The 16,644-nt window shown below is 67.5% G+C and carries 16 protein-coding genes; 13 read left to right on the forward strand and 3 right to left on the reverse strand.

Translation table 11 applies throughout. From position 1 onward, the window contains the following. Positions 1 to 2: 2 nt before the first annotated feature. The gene (locus shn_RS22980) at positions 3 to 701 is read right to left on the reverse strand and encodes an LrgB family protein (protein ID WP_145926035.1); all 699 of its coding nucleotides are present in this window, start codon (positions 699 to 701) and stop codon (positions 3 to 5) included. After that, positions 694 to 1,068: a CidA/LrgA family protein gene (locus tag shn_RS22985; protein ID WP_064332851.1), complete on the reverse strand. Its 375-nt coding sequence runs from the start codon at positions 1,066 to 1,068 to the stop codon at positions 694 to 696. Before shn_RS22985 ends, shn_RS22980 begins: the two co-directional genes overlap by 8 nt. 202 nt (positions 1,069 to 1,270) lie before the next feature. On the opposite strand from shn_RS22985, the gene shn_RS22990 reads away from it, so the two are divergent. The 7 genes from shn_RS22990 to shn_RS23020 all read left to right on the forward strand — a co-directional run bounded on the left by shn_RS22990 (position 1,271) and on the right by shn_RS23020 (position 8,468). After that, entirely contained in the window at positions 1,271 to 1,657 is a 387-nt protein-coding gene (locus shn_RS22990) for a hypothetical protein (protein ID WP_064332852.1), read from the forward strand. A gap of 69 nt (positions 1,658 to 1,726) precedes the next feature. After that, positions 1,727 to 3,199 carry a multicopper oxidase family protein gene (locus shn_RS22995; protein ID WP_064332853.1) on the forward strand — a complete coding sequence of 491 codons (1,473 nt, stop codon included), beginning with the start codon at positions 1,727 to 1,729 and terminating at the stop codon, positions 3,197 to 3,199. A gap of 115 nt (positions 3,200 to 3,314) precedes the next feature. Continuing rightward, the gene (locus tag shn_RS23000; protein WP_371328616.1) at positions 3,315 to 3,824 is read left to right on the forward strand and encodes a cytochrome c; all 510 of its coding nucleotides are present in this window, start codon (positions 3,315 to 3,317) and stop codon (positions 3,822 to 3,824) included. Between the two features lie 118 nt (positions 3,825 to 3,942). Then, positions 3,943 to 5,523, forward strand: coding sequence for a D-aminopeptidase (locus shn_RS23005; protein WP_245337448.1), 1,581 nt, complete (start codon positions 3,943 to 3,945; stop codon positions 5,521 to 5,523). 123 nt (positions 5,524 to 5,646) lie between these two features. Next, positions 5,647 to 6,498, forward strand: coding sequence for a D-amino-acid transaminase (locus shn_RS23010; RefSeq protein ID WP_064332855.1), 852 nt, complete (start codon positions 5,647 to 5,649; stop codon positions 6,496 to 6,498). 135 nt (positions 6,499 to 6,633) lie between these two features. Next, complete coding sequence (locus tag shn_RS23015; RefSeq protein WP_064333261.1) at positions 6,634 to 7,671, forward strand: P1 family peptidase; 1,038 nt, start codon at positions 6,634 to 6,636, stop codon at positions 7,669 to 7,671. Beyond that, positions 7,668 to 8,468, forward strand: coding sequence for a M55 family metallopeptidase (locus tag shn_RS23020; RefSeq protein WP_064332856.1), 801 nt, complete (start codon positions 7,668 to 7,670; stop codon positions 8,466 to 8,468). The genes shn_RS23015 and shn_RS23020 overlap by 4 nt, the downstream gene beginning before the upstream one ends. On the opposite strand, the gene shn_RS23025 is transcribed toward shn_RS23020, so the two are convergent. After that, positions 8,440 to 9,411: a LysR family transcriptional regulator gene (locus tag shn_RS23025; protein WP_064332857.1), complete on the reverse strand. Its 972-nt coding sequence runs from the start codon at positions 9,409 to 9,411 to the stop codon at positions 8,440 to 8,442. The two genes, shn_RS23020 and shn_RS23025, sit on opposite strands and share 29 nt — an antisense overlap. A 184-nt stretch (positions 9,412 to 9,595) precedes the next feature. Between shn_RS23025 and shn_RS23030 the strand changes: the two genes are divergently transcribed. The 6 genes from shn_RS23030 (at position 9,596) to shn_RS23055 (ending at position 16,584) form a co-directional block, all read left to right on the forward strand. Beyond that, positions 9,596 to 11,221, forward strand: coding sequence for an amidohydrolase (locus shn_RS23030; protein ID WP_064332858.1), 1,626 nt, complete (start codon positions 9,596 to 9,598; stop codon positions 11,219 to 11,221). 56 nt (positions 11,222 to 11,277) lie between these two features. Continuing rightward, entirely contained in the window at positions 11,278 to 12,870 is a 1,593-nt protein-coding gene (locus tag shn_RS23035) for an ABC transporter substrate-binding protein (protein ID WP_064332859.1), read from the forward strand. An 84-nt stretch (positions 12,871 to 12,954) separates the two neighbouring features. Then, positions 12,955 to 13,890 (forward strand): ABC transporter permease, encoded by a 936-nt coding sequence (locus shn_RS23040; protein WP_064332860.1) that lies wholly within the window; start codon positions 12,955 to 12,957, stop codon positions 13,888 to 13,890. Between the two features lie 5 nt (positions 13,891 to 13,895). Beyond that, the gene (locus tag shn_RS23045; protein WP_064332861.1) at positions 13,896 to 14,717 is read left to right on the forward strand and encodes an ABC transporter permease; all 822 of its coding nucleotides are present in this window, start codon (positions 13,896 to 13,898) and stop codon (positions 14,715 to 14,717) included. Then, a complete protein-coding gene (locus shn_RS23050; RefSeq protein WP_064332862.1) occupies positions 14,714 to 15,625 on the forward strand; it encodes an ABC transporter ATP-binding protein in 912 nt (303 codons plus the stop codon). The genes shn_RS23045 and shn_RS23050 overlap by 4 nt, the downstream gene beginning before the upstream one ends. Continuing rightward, positions 15,622 to 16,584 carry an ABC transporter ATP-binding protein gene (locus shn_RS23055; protein WP_064332863.1) on the forward strand — a complete coding sequence of 321 codons (963 nt, stop codon included), beginning with the start codon at positions 15,622 to 15,624 and terminating at the stop codon, positions 16,582 to 16,584. Before shn_RS23050 ends, shn_RS23055 begins: the two co-directional genes overlap by 4 nt. Positions 16,585 to 16,644 lie beyond the last annotated feature (60 nt).

The following is a 16,644-nucleotide window of genomic DNA, read 5'->3' on the forward strand; positions in this document are numbered from 1 at the left end:
GATCACAGGAAGAGATGGACGATGAGCGACGTGAGCACCGCGTTCAACCCCATCGCGATCCCCGAAAACAGGCCTGCGACCGGATCCACGGAATAGGCGCGCGCCGTGCCGATGCCGTGCGAGGCGAGGCCGACGGCAAAGCCGCGGGCGCTGTAGTCCTTGATGCGCATGGCGTTCATCATCGGCGTCACGACGATCGCGCCGCAGATGCCGGTGAGGACGACGACGGCCGCGGTGAGGGCCGGGTCCCCCGCAAGGCCCGACGAAATGGCCATGGCGACCGCCGCAGTCGTGGATTTCGGGGCGAGCGAGGCGACGACCTCGGGCGTGAAGCCGAACAGCCGGCTGAAGAACACCGTCGAGCCGACCGCCGTGAGGCTGCCGACGAAGAGGGCGGCAAGCAGCGGCAGGAGGTTGCTCTTCACCAGCGACAGTTTCTCGTAGAGCGGGATGCCGAGCGCCACGGTCGCCGGGCCCAGCAGGAAGTGGATGAACTGGGCGCCCTCGAAATAGGCGGCGTAGTCGATCCCGGTGACGCAGAGCACCGTCGCGATCGCGGCGATGGAGAAGAGGATCGGGTTGAGCAAAGGATTTCCCGGGCTGAGCCCGGCAAGGCCGGTGGCCGCCAGCCAGACGACCAGCGTGGCGGCGAGCCAGAGCAGGGGCGAGGCGGCGAGATAGACCCAGAGCCCGTCAGTCATTCCCATAGCCTCCGGAAAGCCGCTTCACCAGGATGAAGATCCAGACGGTAACGGCGAGCGTGATGACGGTCGAGAGCAGCACGATGGCGAGCAGCGCCAGGCCGCGGTCGCGGATGAGGTCGAGGTGCTGGATGATGCCGACCCCGGCCGGCACGAAGAGGATGCCGAGATTGGCGAGGATCGCCCTCGACGTATCGAGGGTCTGCCGGTGGGCGGGTTCGAGGACCGGCTTGCCGCCGGTCAGCGTGAGGACCACGGCGATCATCGCCATGCCGATGACCGGCCCCGGCACGAAGCCGCCGAGAAAATAGGCGGTCACTTCGCCGATCAACTGGAAAACAAGCAAGATCGTAATTCCGACGAGCATCTGCGCACTCCCTGGCCTGGCCTCATAGGTTCGTTCTCGATCCGGACGAGCGGCAAGGTCCGGCCGTCGGAAGACACGGCTGCGGGCCGTCGCCTGCGAGGATTAAAGGCCTTTTGCCCTTAAATCCATCGCCGTGGCCGGGCCGCCGCAGTGTCTGTCGCCGGGTCGGACGCCACGCGGCACTTTGCCCGCGGCCTCGCCGATGGACAAAGCCGGGCCGGGCACCTATTTTCGCGTCATGCTGCGGTATCTGGTGCTCATCGTTTCGGCGTGTCTGTTCGCGGTCGTGTCCTTCACGGCCTCGGCGCACGAGACCGGCATGATCGTCTCGACGGAACTGGCCAGCCACACGCAGCCGATGGACCATGGCGCCATGGCAAAGGCGTCCTGTGCCGACGACAGGACCTGCAAGATGGATCCCGGCCTGTGCGATCTCGTCTGCATGGGCGTCGGCGTGTTCCTGCCGGCCGGGCGGATGTCGGCAGGCCTTGCCATGCCGCGTGAAACCTATCGCCGCCATCCCGACGCGGCCCTTGTCTCGACACCGCCGGCCCTTAACGACCGACCTCCCATAGCGCACCGCCTCTGAAGCCGCGGCAGGCCGCGCCTGCCGTATTTCCCAGGTTTTTGAGCGGGACGTCCGTCCCGAGGTGATGCCATGACATGCTTTTCCCGACGCGGCTTCCTGGCCGCCGGCGCAGCGACGCTCGCTGCAACCCAGTTCCCGATCCGCGCCTTCGGCCAGGCGGCCGCGCCGCTGCGGCTTGCCGCCACGCGCCGCACGCTCGATATCGACGGCCGCGCCGCCACCGTCTTCGGCCTTGCCGGTCCCGGCGGGCAAGGCCTTGTCCTCGATCCCGGCCAGCGCTTCCGGGTCGACCTCGACAACGACCTGCCCGTCCCGGCCATCGTGCACTGGCACGGCCAGATCCCGCCGAATGCGCAGGACGGCGTGCCCGACATGCCGCAGCCGCTGCTTGCGCCCGGCGAGACGCGCAGCTTCGATTTCGCCCCGCTTTCCGGCACGCACTGGATGCACAGCCACGTTCCCATCCAGGAAATGCAGTTGCTTGCCGCCCCGCTGGTCGTGCGCCGGCCGGAGGACGTCGCCGCCGACCGGCAGGAGGTGGTGCTCTTCCTGCATGATTTCTCCTTCAAGGCGCCGGAAGAGGTGCTGGCGGAGATCACCGGCGGACACGGCACCGCGGCCTCCGGCGCGATGCAGGGCATGGGCCACGGCGGCATGCATGGCGGTGCCGGAACCGCGGGATCGATGGCGATGCCGATGGAAATGGGCACCATGGGCGGCATGGCCATGGACCTCAACGACTACGACTGGGATGCCTATCTCGCCAACGACCGCACGCTTTCCGATCCCGAGGTCGTATCGGTCGAGCGCGGTGGGCGGGTTCGGCTGCGTGTCATCAATGCCGCCGCCGCAACGGTCTTCTGGATCGACACCGGCACGGTGGAAGGGCAGCTCGTCGCGGTGGACGGTCACCCGGTGCGCCCGCTTGCGGGTTCCCGTTTCGGCGTCGCCATGGGGCAGCGCCTCGACATCGAGATCGACCTGCCGAACGAGGGCGGCGCCTGGCCGGTGCTCGCCCTTCGCGAGGGTGCCCGCGAGCGGACCGGCATCGTCCTTGCCACGCCCGGCGCGACGATCGCCAGGCTCGACGCCCTCGCCGAAAGGGTGGCGCCGGCCTTCGATACCGACCTTGCGCAGGAGGCGAGCCTTGTCGGCATCGACGCCCTGCCCGAAAGGCCGGTCGGGCGCCGCCACATGATCATGCTGGGCGGCGCGATGCAGCCCTATGCCTGGACCATCGACGGGGCGGTCTCGGGCCAGCATCGCCCCATCGCCGCAAAAAGCGGCGAGCGGGTGGAACTCGCCTTCCACAACATGTCGATGATGGGCCATCCGATGCACCTGCACGGCCATGCCTTCCAGGTGGTCGGGATCAATGCCCGCCGCTTTGCCGGCGCGCGGCGCGACACGGTCTACGTGCCGCCGATGTCGATGGTCACGGTGGCGCTGGATGCGGGGGAGACCGCGCGCTGGATGCTGCATTGCCACCACATGCCGCACCTTGCGACCGGCATGATGACCGAGTTCCGGGTCGAGGCGTGAAGGCGGCGTGCATTGCCGGCGGGGCGGCCCCGGTGGCCGATCGGCCTGCCCGTCAGGAAACAGCTCTTTGCCGGGCGGCGATTGCCGCGACCGGCTTCCTATCAGGACAGGAACCATGACACGAAACGATCAACAGCGCGGACATTCGAAAATTGCGCCCGGCGCACCGGAAAAGCGGGCTTCGGCCGGCGGGATGAACAAGGGGAAGATTGCCGTCATCGCCATCCTTGCGGTGGGTATTGCCGCCGCCGCCATCTGGACGCGCCGGGACGGGGAGGCGCCGGCGACCGAAGCAGCGACCGGCAAAGGCGTGATGGTCGCGGTCACCCTTCCCGCCACTCTCTCGGAGGCGGCGAAGATGGGGGAGAAGGCGTTCAACGCCGTCTGTGCCGCCTGCCACGGCGCCAATGCCGCGGGAACCGAGGCCGGGCCGCCGCTGGTGCATGAGATCTACGAGCCCTCGCACCACGGCGACCAGGCCTTCGCGGTGGCCGTCGTCAACGGCGTGCGGGCGCATCACTGGACGTTCGGCGACATGCCGCCCCAGCCGGCGATGACGCGGGCCGACCTCCGGAACGTCATCGCCTATGTGCGCGAGATGCAGCGGGCCAACGGCATCGACTGACCGGCGCATGCCCTGCCGGCCAGATTTGCCGAGTTGCGAAGCCGCCGCGGATGGCAACAATGGCCGCCGGTGAGATTCGCAGCAATCCCCCGCAGGACAAGCGCCGGGCGGGGCAAGGATGGAAGGCAGGCAGGGCATGATCGACGGCAAACGGCTCGAAGCGGAGATGGATGCGCTTGCTGTGCGGTTTCCGGGGCCGGGCGGCGTCGCCGGCGTGGTCAGCGAAGGGCGGGTCGTCGCCCTTCGTGCCTGGGGTTTCTCCGATCTCGACACGCGTCGGGCCATGACGGCGGGGACGCGGCTGCCGATCTGCTCGGTCTCCAAGCAGTTCACCTGCGCGGCCATGCTCGCCGCCTGTGGTGCGCCGGAAGCACTCGATGGCCGGCTTGCCGTGCACCTGCCGAATTTCGAAGGCCCGCTGCCGCGCGTGCGCGATCTCTGCAACAACCAGTCGGGCCTGCGCGACTACTGGGCGCTGACCGTGCTGCACGGCGCCAGGGCCGAGCAGGCCTTTTCGCGCGACGACGCGGCATCGGTGTTCCAGCGCATGCGCAGTGGGCACTTTGCGCCCGGCACGCGCTATTCCTACAGCAACGGCAATTTCCGCCTTGTCTCCGATCTTCTGGAGGCGTTCTCCGCCGAAACGCTGGAGGCGCTCTATGCGCGGTACATCTGGGAGCCGGCCGGCATGGCCGGCGCGGTGCTGACCGCCGATACCCGCCAGCCGGAAGACGGCGTGGTCGGCTACGAGGGCAATGACGCCACCGGCTACCTTCCGGCGGACAACGGCATCTACTGGCGGGGCGATGCCGGCATCTCCGCCTCGCTCGACGACATGATCGCCTATGAATGCTGGATCGATGCCACGCGTGGGGATCCGGACAGCCTCTACCGGATCGCGGTGCCGCAGACCTTCCGCGACGGTACGGCCGCGGCCTATGGTTTCGGCCTGCAGCATTCGCGCGTCGGCGATGTCGCCTTTACCGGCCATAGCGGCGCCCTGCGCGGCTTCCGGGCCTACCGGGCCTATTCGGCCGAAGCGCGGCTCTCGGTCGTGGTGATGTTCAACCATCACGGCGATGCGCATGGTGCGGCACACCGGCTGCTGCGCACCGCGCTCGGCCTGCCGCACCCCGCCCCGCAGCCGCTCGGCGAGCGCTGGGGCGGGCAGTGGATGAGCCGCGAGACCGGACTTCTCGCGCGGCTGGAGCCCGGCCTCGATGCGGCGATCCTGCGCTTCGGCACGTCGCCGGAAAGCCTTTCGCAGATGGAGGATGGCGGCCTTGCCTCCTCGTCCGTCACGGTATCCCGCGCGGGCGAAGACCTCCTGATGCAGCGCGCGCAGGAAAATTACGCCGAGAGGCTGGCGCCGGTCGCACCGTCGCCGGCGGCCGGCGATAGGCGCCTTGCGGGCCGCTACCGCTCCGCCGAGCTGGAGGCGGATATCGTCATCGAATGCCGCGACGGCGGGACCTATCTCTGGGCCGAGGGTTTCCTCGGCACGGGCCGGCCCGAGATCGTCCAGCCGGCCGGGCCCGACATCTGGATCGTCGTGACGCGCCGCTCGATGGACGCGCCGGCGCCGGGGGACTGGACGCTGGTGGCCGAGCGCGATGCGGCTGGACATATCACCGGCCTGACGCTCGGCTGCTGGCTGGCCCGTGGGATCCGCTATGCCCGGTGCGATGACAACACCTAAATCATTGCAAAACAAAGCCTCAGGCGATTTTTGCATAGGATTCTGCCCAAATTGAATTGGTCAGCCGCGGCAAGTCGCACCAATGTTCGGCGCGAGGAGCCACAGGCGCAGCAAGGGGAACAGATGGGCAGGATCGTCTACGTCCACGGTCAATTCGTGCCGGAGGAGGAGGCCAGGATCGGGTTGTTCGATCGCGGCTTCCTGTTCGGCGATGCCGTCTACGAGGTGACGGCGGTGATCGCCGGGCGGATGATCGACAACGACCTGCATCTCGCCCGGCTCGAACGTTCGCTGAAGGAGCTGGACATCCCCCTGGCGCTCGGCCGGCCGGAAATCGTGGCCGTCCAGACGGAACTGATCGCCCGCAACGCCCTGCAGGACGGCACCGTCTATCTGCAGGTCTCGCGCGGCGAGGCGGACCGCGACTTCTTCTATCCCGCCACGCTGGCGCCGCGGCTCGTCGGCTTCACGCAGGCCAAGTCCCTCACCGGCACCAAGGCGCAGCAGAACGGCATTGCGGTCGACCTTGCCGCCGATCCGCGCTGGCAGCGGCGCGACATCAAGACCGCCATGCTGCTTGGCCAGGTGATGGCCAAGCAGGCGGCGCGCGCCCGCGGTTTCGACGATGTCTGGCTGGTGGAGGGCGGGCTGGTGACGGAGGGGGCCTCCTCGACCGCGCACCTCATCACCGCTGACGGCCGCATCCTCACCCGCGCCGCCTCGCAGGCCACGCTGCCGGGCTGTACCCAGCGCGCCCTTGCGCGGCTCTGCGCCGCCGAGGGCCTGCACATCGAGGAGCGCGCCTTCACGCCCACCGAAGCACAGGATGCGGCGGAGGCCTTCCAGACTTCCGCCTCCAGCCTGGTCACGCCCGTCGTGCGCATCGGCGACCGGGTGATCGGCGATGGAAAACCCGGGCCCCGGACGCGGGCGCTGCAGGCGCTCTATCTGGAAGCGGCCGGCGTTTCGGTCTAGAGCATTTCCAGCCAAAGCGAAGTCGCTTCGGCGTCGGATAATGCGGTAAAAGCAAGAATCCAGAGCATTTCCGGCGAGGCGGCTCGCTCGGAAAAGGTCATCTTTTCAAGGATTGGAATGCCGGAAGGGGCGGATATGAAGACGGCGCGTGAACTGGGCCTGATCCCTGAGGGGCGGCTGGAGCCGGGGCCGGGCAATGCCATCACCGATGTTGCCGGGGTCGCCGTCGGCCATCGCTCGCTGCGCGGCGAAGGCCTCTTCACCGGCGTGACGGCCATCGTGCCGCATCCCGGCGATCTCTTCCGCGTCAAGCCGCGGGCGGCGGTCGAAGTCGTCAACGGCTTCGGCAAGTCGGCCGGGCTGATGCAGGTGGCCGAGCTCGGCACGATCGAGACGCCCATCCTCCTCACCAACACCTTTGGCGTCGCCGCCTGCACCGAGGCCCTGATCCGCCGCGCCATCGCCGCCAATCCGGCGATCGGACGGAAGACCTCGACGGTCAATGCGCTGGTCTTCGAGTGCAACGACGGCAGCATCAACGATATCCAGGCGCTCGGCGTGACGCCCGCGGATGCCGAGGCGGCCCTCGATGCCGCGCATCCGGGACCGGTCGAGCAGGGCGCGGTCGGTGCCGGATCCGGCATGACCGCCTTCGGCTTCAAGGCCGGCATCGGCACCGCCTCGCGGCTGATGCGCATCGGCAAGCGCGATTATACGCTCGGCACGCTGGTGCTCGCCAATTTCGGCGCGGCGGGCGATCTCGTCCTGCCGGACGGCCGCCGGCCCGATCCGCGGGGGCCGGCAAGCCCCGAGCGCGGCTCGGTCATCGTCGTCATGGCGACGGACCTGCCGCTGGGCGACCGGCAATTGCAGCGCGTGGCCCGGCGCGGCGGTGCGGGGCTTGCCCGGCTCGGCGCCTTCTGGGGCCATGGCAGCGGCGACGTCGTCCTTTGTTTCACAACGGCCGATCCGGTCGAGCACGATCCGCCTGCGCCCGTCGCCACGCAGCAGCGGCTGTCCGACAGCTATATCGACATCGCCTTCCGCGCGGCCGCCGAGACCACACAGGAGGCGGTGCTGAACGCGCTCTGCGCGGCCCCCGCCACGCCGGCGCGCAGCGGCCGCATCTATCCCGCCCTCACGGACTGGCTGAAGGAGAGCCCCATCCCATGAAAGTCTTCATCTCCGCCGACATCGAAGGCACGGCCGGCATCGCCCATTGGAACGAGGCCGAGCGCACCCACCCGGACTGGGCCGAGTTCCGCGCGCTGATGACGGGCGAGGTGGTCGCCGCCTGCGAGGGCGCGCGCGCCGCCGGCGCCACGGAAGTGGTGATCAAGGATGCCCATGACAGCGGCCGCAATCTCATCCTCGACCGTATGCCCGATTATGCCCGCATCGTGCGCGGCTGGTCCGGCCATCCGGACGAGATGATGTTCGGCATCGATGCCGGCTTTGCCGCCGCGATCTATACGGGCTACCATTCCAAGGCCGGCACGGAGGGCAATCCGCTGGCACACACCTCCAACCTGCGCATCTCGCGGCTCCTGCTGAATGGCGAGGTGGCGTCCGAGTTCACCTTCAACGCGCTCTGCGCGGCCGGCTATGGCGTGCCGTCGGTCTTCCTCGCCGGGGACGTGGGCATCTGCGCGGAGGCGCGGGTGATGGTGCCCGGCCTTGCGACGGTGGAAACGCTGGATGGCAGGGGCCGCGCCTCGACATCCATCTCGCCCGCCTGGTCGCGCCGTCTCATCCGCGAAGGCGTGGCGGCGGCGCTGTCGGGCGACTTCGCGCAGGCGCTTCCTGCAAAGGCGGATCACTACGAGGTGGTGATCGAGTTCAGCACGCCGACCGAGGCCTACCGGGCCGCGTGGTATCCCGGTGCGAAGGCGCATGGTCCCCGCGCCGTCGCCTTCGAGCACAGGGATTTCTCCGAGATCCTCAGGGCGCTGCTCTTCCTGAAAGTCTGATACCAGGCGGTGCGCGTTCGAGAAGCTGCCGCGCCGTGCGCCAGAAATCCTCGACCTTGCCGGTCCGGCTCGCCGCATGGCGGTAGAGGCGGACTTCGAGGTCGAGGTTCCAGCCCTCGTCCACGGAGGCCGGCACGAGGCGCCCCGCCTCCATTTCTTCGCGCGCAAGGCTCTCCGGCAGCCAGCAGACGCCCGCGCCCGTCACCGCCATGTTCATCAGCCCGGCGCTGATGGTGTTTTCATGGGTCGTGCGCCGGCGAAAGGGCGGGCGGCGCAGGAGGAGGCGCGACAGCGCGACGCCGAAGAACGAATTGAAGCCGTAGCTGAGATAGGGAATGGCAAGCCGCGGCTGCGCGACGGCGCGGTCGAGAAGATTGCGCCCGGGCTGCAACTGGCCCGAAACCGCGATCTCCGCCGACACAAGCGGGACCAGCCGGTCGTGCCCGACCGTCAACGAGGCGAATTGCCCGCGATCGAGATGGAACGGTACCTCCGGATGGGCATAGGTGAGGAAGAAATCCGCCTCGTCGCCGACAAGGGCGTCGAGATTGGCCTCGATGCCGCCGCGGTCGGGAATGAGCGAGGTGCTGAAGGCGCCGCCCGCGCCTTCCAGCGTCTTCAGCCAGCGCGGGAAGAAGGTGACCGTCAGCGTGTGCAGGGCGGCAAAGCGGATGAGGCCAGGCTCATGCGCGGGGCGCAACGCTTCCCGCGCCGCATAGAAGGTGCGGATCGCCTCCTGCGCGACGGGCAGGAAATTGCGCCCTGCGGGCGTGAGTTCGGCCGGCATGGTGGCGCGGCTGATCAGCGTGGCGCCGAGCCAACCTTCGAGCTGCTTGATCCGGCGGCTGAAAGCCGGCTGGGTGACATTGCGCAATTCGGCGGCGCGCGAAAAGCTGGACGTGTCGGCCAGCGTCACGAAATCCTCCAGCCACTTGATCTCCATTTGCGCGTCCCTCCGGTGCCTTCTGCGCGGCGAAGGCGATCATAAGTCATTCAATCGAAATGGGTATGCCGATTTCGCATAGGGTCGTGCCAAAACCGAATTGGCCAAGCCCGCCGCAACCTTTCACGTTGCGGGTGGAGAAAAAGGGCGCCGGTTGGCCGGTGCCGACAGGGGGGAGCCGTGCATGGCATTCGGAATTGAAGCCGATCTTATCCTGACCAATGGCCGCATCTGGCGGGGTCGGGAGGAGGACATCAGCGAGGCCCTGGCCGTCTGGCAGGGCAAGGTGCTGGCGACCGGCAGCACGGCCGACATGCTGAGCCTGAAGGGGCCGGCGACCGAGGTGATCGATCTTGCGGGGCGTTTTGCGACGCCAGGCCTCATCGACAACCACCTGCATCTCATCGCTACCGGCATCGCCATGGGCTTCGTCGATGCGACGCCCGCAGCCGCGCCGACGCTGGCTGCCCTGATGAAGGGCATTGCCGAGCGCGCGGCTTCGACGCCGAAGGGCGGCTGGGTGCGCGCCCGCGGCTACGACCAGGTCAAGCTCGACACCGGCCGGCATCCGACGCGGGACGATCTCGACCGCGCTGCGCCCGACCACCCCGTCCTGCTGACGCGCGCCTGCGGCCATGTCTCCATCGCCAATTCCCGCGCGCTGGAACTTGCCGGCATCAGCGAGGCGACGCCGGTGCCCGATGGCGGCGTGATCGGCGTCACCGACGGGAAGCTCAACGGTTTTCTCGCGGAGAACGCCCAGAACCTCGTCAAGGCCGTCATGCCGCCGGCGACCACCGAGGAGCTGATCGACGGCATCGAGCGGGCCGGGCGGCATCTGCTTTCCTTCGGCATTACGAGCTGCATGGATGCGGCGGTCGGCCATGTCGCCGGGTTCTCCGAGATCCAGGCCTATGAGATGGCAAAACTGTCCGGCCGCCTGCCGGTGCGCGTCTGGCTGACGCTGCTCGGCGATCCCGGCGTGTCCATCGTCGAGGATGCCTGGCGGGCAGGGCTGCTGTCGGGTGCCGGCGACGACATGCTGCGCGTCGGCGGCGTGAAGGTCTTCCTCGACGGTTCGGCCGGCGGGCGCACCGCCTGGATGACGAAGCCCTATGAGGGCGAACCCGACAATATCGGCGTGCAGATGCTGCCGGACGAGACGGTCGAGGCGGTCGTTCGCGATTGCCACGATCGCGGCTACCAGATGGTCTGCCATGCCATCGGCGACGGGGCGATCGAACAGCTCATCACGGCTTACGAAAAGGCGCTCGCCGCCAACCCGGATCCCGACCGCCGCCACCGCATCGAGCATTGCGGCTTTTCCACGCCCGCACAGCATGCGCGCATGCAGGCCGCCGGCATCCTGCCCGCGCCGCAGATGGCCTTCATCCACGATTTCGGCGACAGCTACATTTCCGTGCTCGGGGAGTCGCGCGGCAAGCCGTCCTACCCGATCGGCACCTGGATGCGCATGGGCCTCAACCCCTCGACCGGTTCGGATTCGCCGGTCTGCTCGCCCGATCCCTTCCCGAATCTCTACGCGATGATCACGCGCCAGACCGGCAAGGGCACGGTGATGGACGCGTCCGAACGGCTGAGCCCGGAAGAGGCGCTGCAGGCCTATACGGAATACGGCGCCTATTCCCAGAAGGCCGAGGGCGTGAAGGGGCGGCTCGTGCCCGGCCAATGGGCCGATATCGCGGTCTTCGACAACGATCTTCTTACGGCGGAGCCGAAAACCATTCTCTCAGGCACGCGCTGCCTGCTGACCCTGCTTGCAGGCCGTGTCGTGCATGATGCGCGGTAAACGCCTGCCGGACTGAACTGAAACGATGCCGAAAACGGCACGAGAGGGAGAACGACATGCTCAAGACACTGACACTGGCCGCAATGCTCAGCCTCGGCGTGGCTTCCGGGGCGCTCGCCGCGGGTGAACGCCAGGGCGGAACGCTCGTCTTCACCGCACCCTACGGATCGAGCTTCGCCACGCTCGACGTGCAGGCGAGCCCCAACACGCAGGAAGAGTTCATCACCCAGGCGATCCACCGCGCGCTCTATAGCTGGGACTCGATCCAGAACAAGCCGGTGCTGGAACTGGCGGATTCCGAGGATGTTTCCGAGGACGGCACGGTCCATACCTATCACCTGCGCAAGAATGCCGTTTTCCACAACGGCAAGCCGCTGACGGCCGACGACTTCATCTACAGCTACAAGCGCATCGCCAATCCGAAGAACGCTTTCCCGGGCGCAAGCTTCATCGCCAACATCAAGGGCGCGGACGACTATATCGCCGGCAAGGCCGAGGAGATTTCCGGCCTTAAGAAGATCGACGACAACACGCTGGAGATCACCTATACCGGCCCGATCAATCCCGGCTTCCCGCTGATGCAGAACACGACGGTCATCTATCCGTCGAATGTCGAGGATGAATCGAGCTTCGGCAAGTCCCCCGTCGGCCTCGGCGCCTTCACCTTCAAGGAGCATGTGCCGGGCTCGCAGGTCGTCGTCGAGAAGTTCGACAAGTATTACGAGGAGGGCAAGCCCTATCTCGACCGCATCAACATCGTGCTGATGGCCGAGGACGCCGCGCGCGACGTCGCCTTCCGCAACAAGGAGATCGACGTCTCGATCCTCGGCCCGACGCAGTACCAGGCCTATCAGGGCGAGGACGCGCTGAAGGATCACCTGCTGGAAGTCGCCGAGGTCTATACCCGCAATATCGGCTTCAATCCGGCCTTCGAGCCCTTCAAGGACAAAAGGGTGCGCCAGGCGATCAACCATGCCATCAACGCGCCGCTGATCATCGAACGCCTCGTCAAGAACAAGGCCTATCCGGCCTCCGGCTGGCTGCCGATCTCCTCGCCGGCCTTCGACAAGGACAAGCCGGCCTATGCCTTCGATCCGGAAAAGGCCAAGGCCCTGCTGGCGGAGGCCGGCTATGCCGACGGCTTCGAGTTCGAGGTGACGGCGAGCCCGAACGAGAGCTGGGGCGTGCCGATCGTCGAGGCCATCCTGCCGATGCTGCAGAAGGTCGGCATTACCGTGAAGCCGAAGCCGGTGGAAAGCTCGGCGCTCGGCGAGGCGGTGACGACCAACAACTTCCAGGCCTTCATCTGGTCGAACCTCTCCGGTCCCGACCCGCTGAACGCGCTGCGCTGCTACCATTCCAAGACGGCGCAATCGGCCTGCAACTATACGAGCTATGCGAGCGCGGACTTCGACAAGCTCTACGACGCGGCCCAGCAGGAGCGTGATCCCGCCAAGCAGAACGACCTCCTGCGCCAGGCCAACAACATCGTGCAGGACGACGCGCCCGTCTGGTTCTTCAACTATAACAAGGCGGTCATGGCCTACCAGCCGTGGATCCACGGCCTCGTTCCCAACGCGACGGAACTGGCGGTCCAGCCCTATGACGAGATTTGGATCGACGAGACCGCGCCGGACTCGCGCAAGTAAAGCCTTGAGGGGTTCGGGGGCGGCGTCAAAGCCGCCCCCGCATCGATTGTCGCGCCCGTCCGGGCGGCCAACACGGAACCGCTTATGCTTCGTTTCACCCTGCGCCGCATCTTCCAGATCATTCCGACGGTCGTCGTGGTGGCGCTGCTGATCTTCGTCATCTTCTCCGTCGTGCCCGGCACCTTCGCCGCCAGCCTCTTTGCCGATGGCAAGCGCGCCGCCGATCCGCAGATGATCGCCCGCCTCAACGAGGAGTTCGGCCTCAACAAGCCGCTGCTGGAACGCTTCGTGGCCTATGTCACGGACCTCGCGCAGTTCGATCTCGGCACCAGTTTCCGCACCCGCCAGCCGGTGATCGACCTCATCAACGACCGCATGGGGGCCTCGCTGCAACTCGCCATCGCCGCCATGGTCTTCGCACTCGTCGTCGGCGTGCCGCTCGGCTTCCTGGCGGCGCTCCGGCCCGGCTCCGTGCTCGATACGGTGACGATGATCGGTGCGGTCTCGGGCCTGTCCATGCCGCAGTTCTGGCTGGGCCTGTTGATGATGTATCTCTTCGCCCTGCAACTGAACTGGCTGCCCAGCTTCGGCTATGGCGACGGCTCGTTCCGCAATCTCATCCTGCCCGCCGTCACGCTCGGCGTCACGCCGCTGGCGCTCCTCGCACGCACCACGCGGGCGGGCGTGCTCGACGTGCTCAATGCCGATTTCATTCGCACCGCCCATTCCAAGGGCATGAGCGAGGCGAAGGTGGTGCGCTGGCATGTGGCGCGCAACGCGCTGGTGCTGATCGTCACCACGGTCGGCCTGCAATTCGGCTCGCTGATCGGCCAGGCCGTCGTCATCGAGAAGCTGTTCGCCTGGCCCGGCATCGGCTCGCTGCTGGTCGACAGCGTCGCCATCCGCGACATTCCTGTGGTGCAGGGCACGATCCTCGTCATCGTGCTGTGGTTCCTCGTCATCAACACGGCCGTCGATCTGATCTATGCCGCGATCGATCCGCGCATCAAGCAGGAGTGACGGGAATGCGCCTCGGCTTCAACTTCTGGCTCGGCGCCAGCCTGACGGCGCTGGTCATCCTCGCCGGCGTGCTGGCGCCGTGGATCGCGCCCTTCGACCCGGTGCTCGACGCGGACCTGATGAGTTCCGAACTGCCGCCCGACGCCACCTTCTGGTTCGGCACGGACGGGCAGGGCCGCGACGTCTATACCCGCATCCTCTACGGCGCGCAGATCTCGCTGACGGTCGGCATCGTCTCGCAGGTCATCAATTCGGTCATCGGCATCACGCTCGGCATGACCGCCGGCTACTGGGGCGGCTGGTGGGACGATCTCGTCAACGGCCTCACCAACGTCATGCTCGCCATCCCCTCGCTGATCTTCGCGCTCGCCGTCATGGCCGTGCTCGGCCCCGGCCTGCCGTCGCTCCTCGTCGCGCTCGGCCTCACCAACTGGAGCTGGACCTGCCGCATCGCCCGCTCCTCGACGCTCTCCTTGAAATCGCAGGGCTATGTGCAGGCGGCGCAGACGCTCGGCTACGGGGACCTGCGCATCATGTTCACGCAGATCCTGCCCAACATGATGGGACCGATCCTCGTCATGGCGACGCTCGGCATGGGCTCGGCCGTCCTCTCCGAGGCCGCGCTCTCCTTCCTCGGCCTCGGCATCCAGCCGCCGTTCCCGAGCTGGGGCTCGATGCTGACGGATGCGCGCCAGCTCATCCAGCTCGCGCCCTGGGTGGCGATCTTCCCGGGCCTTGCCATCTTCCTCTCCGTGCTCGGCTTCAACCTTCTGGGGGACGGCCTGCGCGACAGCCTCGACCCGCATATGAGGACGCGCAAGCCATGACCGCGCCGCTTCTCGACATCCGGAACCTTCGCCTCGGCGTCGCGCTCGGCCGCTCCGCCCACCATCCGCTTCTGAAGGACGTCACCTTCCAGATCATGCCGGGCGAGGCCTATGGGCTCGTCGGCGAATCCGGTTCCGGCAAGTCGATAACCTCGCTCGCCGTCATGGGGCTTTTGAAGAAACCGCTTGCCGTCACCAGTGGCGAGATCCTGTTCAAGGGCCAGAACCTGCTGTCCCTGCCGAAGCGCGAGATACGGCGCCTGCGCGGCAACCGCATCGCCATGATCTTCCAGGAGCCGATGACGGCGCTGAACCCGCTCTCGACGGTCGGCCGGCAGATCGCCGAAATGTTCGTGCTGCATCAGGGCAAGAGCTGGGGCGAGGCGGAAAGGCTGGCCGTCGAGGCGCTCGGCAATGTGCGCGTGCCCAATCCCGACCGCCGTGCGAAAAACTATCCGCACCAGATGTCCGGCGGCCTGCGCCAGCGCGTGATGATCGCCATGGCGCTCGCCTGCAACCCGGATCTCCTGATCGCCGACGAGCCGACCACGGCGCTCGACGTCACCGTGCAGGCCGAGGTGCTGCGGCTGATCAAGGAGCTTTGCGCCGCGCGCGGCACGGCCGTGCTCTTCATCAGCCACGATCTCGGCGTCATCGCCAGCATCTGCCAGCGCGTCGGCGTCATGTATGCCGGCTGCCTCGTGGAAGAGAACGAGACGCGGGCGCTTTTCGAGAATCCCCGCCACGCCTATACGCGCGGCCTGCTCGGCGCCCTGCCGCGCCTCGGCAGCCGCCGCGCGCACGGTCGCCAGCGCCTCGTCGATATCGACAGCATCATCGCCGACCGCTCGACGCTGACGGAAACCCGCTTCATCGCGCCGCGCGGGCCGGAAGGGGGCCAGCCATGACAGCACCCCTGTTGCAGGTGGACGACCTCCACGTCCGCTTCCCGATTTCCGGCGGCGGCCTGTTCGGCACGGGGCGGCGCATGCTGCACGCCGTCAACGGCATCAGCTTCGACCTCGCCAAGGGCGAGTGCCTGTCGATCGTCGGCGAATCGGGCTGCGGCAAGTCCACGACGGCGCTCTCCATCCTCGGCCTCCAGGAGCCGACGGAAGGCACGATCCGTTATCGCGGCCAGCCGCTCGCCGGTCCCGGCGCGCCGGGGCGCATGCAGCGCGCCAAGGCGGTGCAGATGGTCTTCCAGGATCCCTATGCCTCGCTGAATCCGCGCCAGTGCGTGCGCACTTCGCTCGCCGCGCCGCTGAAGCTGCACGGCATCACCGCCGCGTCGGAAATCGAGGGCCGGATCGAGGCCATGCTGAAGAATGTCGGCCTGACGCCCGAGCAGGCGCGCCGCTATCCGCACGAGTTCTCCGGCGGACAACGCCAGCGCATCGGCATCGCCCGCGCACTGATCCTGGAGCCGGAGATCGTCGTGCTCGACGAGCCGGTCTCTGCCCTCGACGTCTCGATCCGCGCCCAGATCATCAACCTGCTGCTCGATCTCCAGGAAAAGCTCGGCCTTTCCTATATCATGATCAGTCACGACCTCAGCGTCGTCGAGCACATGAGCGACCGGGTGCTGGTGATGTTCTTCGGCGAGGTGGTGGAGGAGGGCGGCTGGCGGCAGATCTTCGAGACGCCGACCCATCCCTATACCCGCCGGCTGATCGCTGCCATTCCCGATCCGGATGCGGCGCTGAACCCGGTCGCGGCCGCTTTCGCGCCGGATGCGACCCTGCCCGATGGGCGCCGCTTCGTGTCCGATGGCAGCGCGGCGCCGGATGTCTTCACGCCGCCGGTGCCCTCCGCGCTGGTCGAGATCGCCCCCGGCCATCGCGTGCGGCTGGCATCGACGGTTTGACCGCCCGCGGGCGCCTTTCGCATCCGACCTATGGGCGATTGTCCCGCGGCGGCTCCTGTG

It is taken from the genome of Shinella sp. HZN7, assembly GCF_001652565.1.
Taxonomy (GTDB): domain Bacteria; phylum Pseudomonadota; class Alphaproteobacteria; order Rhizobiales; family Rhizobiaceae; genus Shinella; species Shinella granuli.